This window comes from Phreatobacter stygius (genome assembly GCF_005144885.1).
In the GTDB taxonomy this organism is placed as follows: domain Bacteria; phylum Pseudomonadota; class Alphaproteobacteria; order Rhizobiales; family Phreatobacteraceae; genus Phreatobacter; species Phreatobacter stygius.
Map to the genome: position 1 here is coordinate 1,925,001 of NZ_CP039690.1, position 2,500 is coordinate 1,927,500.

Here is a 2,500-nt window from a genome sequence, read left to right on the forward strand (position 1 = left end):
TGACGCCTGGGAGAATGCCGCAGCGGCACCTCGATCTCCGCCGCCTGGCCGGGCGGAGGGCCGTCTTGTACTCCGGCCGGGCCTCTGCCCTGCCCCGACCTGCGCCTTGCCGGCAAGGACCTTGAAGCTCGCCGATGGTCCCGGCTCTCCTCCGCGCCTGCCTCCGAAGAAGAAGCCCTCCGGCTGCGCCGATCCCACCACCTGGACGTCGCTTCAGGCATGGCGGGCTCGGCCCGCCCTCTCGATGCGGTAGAGCACATGCGGGCGCAGGACGTGGCCGGCCGGGACCGTGGTGTCCTCGAAATCCGCGGCCGGCACATAGGTCATGCCGATGCGTTCCATGGTTCGTCGCGATGGCGCGTTGATCGTCGAGGTATAACCAATGACCGTGTCGATCTCGAGCTCGTCCCAGACGAAATCGAGACAGGCGAGGCTGGCCTCCGTCGCATAGCCCTGCCGCCAATAGGGACGGCCGAGGATCCAGCCGAGCTCGAGTTCATAACCGCCGGGCACTTCGGGGCCAGGACAGGACAGCCCGGCGCCGCCGATCAGGGCGCCATCGGCCTTGCGTTCGACCGCCAGGAACCCGAAGCCGTCATCGGCCAGGTCGACGATCGCCGCATCGACCACGGCATCGCTGCCGGCCTTGGTCAGGAGCCTGGGATAGAAATATTGCCGCGTTTCGGGATCCGCGTTGATCGCCGCGAACGGCGCGCGGTCTCGTGTTTCCCAAGGCCGCAGGATGAGCCTCGGCGTTTCCTTGCGCATCCTGGCGATTCCATGGTCCAGCACTTGGCGCATCGGCCGTTTCGCAAGCGCCCTTGTTGCCGTGCATTGCGGCAGAAGCGTGCGTTTCGCCGCGCCGTGGTGATTTTTCTTTGGCTATCGGCGGCTCTTGCCAACAAAAAGCCCGCCAGCTTGTTGGCTGGCGGGTTTCTGAATCTCGTGCTGCGGGCTCACCGGCCTCGATCATTTTTGACGCCCCACCCCCAAGGCTCGCGCCCGAGCAAGGCCAGCCACTGTCGGCCGGCCCCCGGTTCGAAGCGCCTCCCCCGACCGTTCTTCATGTCAGGCAGGGAGGCGGGCGCGCCGCGCATTGCCCACGATCGCCTGGATGATCGTTTCATGAAGCTCCGGCGGAAGATCATGCCCCATGCCGTCGATCACCTTGAGCTCGGCGCCCCTGATATTGGCCGCGGTGTCCCGGCCGCCGGCGGCAGGCACCAGCTTGTCGGCTGCGCCATGCACGACCAGGGTTGGAACAGTGATGGTGCTCAACCGCGCGCGGCGGTCGCCGGCCGCAGCGATGGCCGCGATCTGCCGGCCGAACCCGGCGGGGTTATAGGCTCGCGCCAGCTCGGCCAGGGCCTGAACACGCTGGGCGGCTTCGTCGAACGGATAGCCAGGGCTGCCGATTACCCGGGATAACGCGAGACTATGGGCGAGAAAGCCCGCTTGGTCTTCCAGCGGGTGCGGCGCAGGTCGGGTCAGCGCCGCCATCGCTTCAGGGGTCGCCCCGGCCAGGTCGGGATTGCCGGTGCTGGACATGATCGAGGTCAGCGACAGCACGCGATGCGGGTGCTCGCTTGCCATCACCTGGGCGATCATCCCGCCCATCGACCGGCCAACGGCATGAGCGCGCTCGATCCCGAGCGCATCGAGCAGCCCAACCGCGTCCTCGGCCATATCGTGGAGCGTATAGGGCACATCCGGCCGCTCGCCCCGGGCCACGGCAGCCGCCACCGCCGCGATCTCGGGAACCGGCGCGCCGTCGCAATGGGTCGAGAGGCCAATGTCGCGATTGTCGAAACGGATGACCTGATAGCCATGTCCAGCAAGCGCCTGGCAGAACGGGAGGGTCCAGCGGATCATCGGCACGCCCAGGCCCGAGATCAGCAGAATGGGCTCGGCAGCTTTGGGGCCGAAACTGTCATAGGCGATGGCGATGCCGTTCGCTGTAGCCTTGGGCATGGTGTGTCGTCCTTCCTGGTCTCAAATGGCCCGCTGCAGCCACCGCGTCGACACGGCGGAACAGGCGGCGACGTCGCGGAGGCACGGCGGGGTCAACTGCACGGCCTCGGCCGCGCTCGGGCAAAGCACGCCCCCGCGTCGGCGCGAGATGGCGTACCTGTCCGATCCTCCTCTAGACCTGCCGCCCGCTAGTGCCCGGCGGCAACGCCATCGGCCGGCCCGCCAAAGGCCAGTCGGGTCGCATAGGTGCCGATGTCTTCGGGCCAATGCGATAGCAGTTGCTCGAAGCGGGACCGATCATCCGCAAACAGCGCCCGCGTCGCCTCCTCGAAACCGGGCAGGTTGCCGGCCATCGCCGACATGAAGTGATAAGCGACATCCTGGGCGGCACGTCTCTGCCGCAACCCGCCGCCACTCCGCTTGGCTTCATCCACCAGCTTTCGAAGCGCCACCGATGCGCCGCCTGGTTGTGCCGCCAGCCACTCCCATTGGCGCGGCAGCAAGGTGACTTCGCGTCCAACGACACCGA

Annotated in this window: 3 protein-coding genes (1 of these 3 running past the window's edge); all 3 read right to left on the reverse strand. The window is 67.4% G+C overall.

Annotation, left to right across the window (positions count from 1 at the left end):
• Window positions 1-213: 213 nt before the first annotated feature.
• Entirely contained in the window at window positions 214-801 is a 588-nt protein-coding gene (locus E8M01_RS08830; protein ID WP_246088652.1) for a GNAT family N-acetyltransferase, read from the reverse strand.
• 267 nt (window positions 802-1,068) lie between these two features.
• Window positions 1,069-1,971, reverse strand: coding sequence for an alpha/beta fold hydrolase (locus E8M01_RS08835; RefSeq protein WP_136959784.1), 903 nt, complete (start codon window positions 1,969-1,971; stop codon window positions 1,069-1,071).
• A 188-nt stretch (window positions 1,972-2,159) separates the two neighbouring features.
• Window positions 2,160-2,500, reverse strand: partial view of a DUF2239 family protein gene (locus E8M01_RS08840; protein WP_136959785.1) — the 3' portion only. It continues 310 nt past the right edge of the window; the window shows 341 of its 651 coding nt (coding positions 311-651); its start codon lies beyond the right edge, outside the window; its stop codon occupies window positions 2,160-2,162.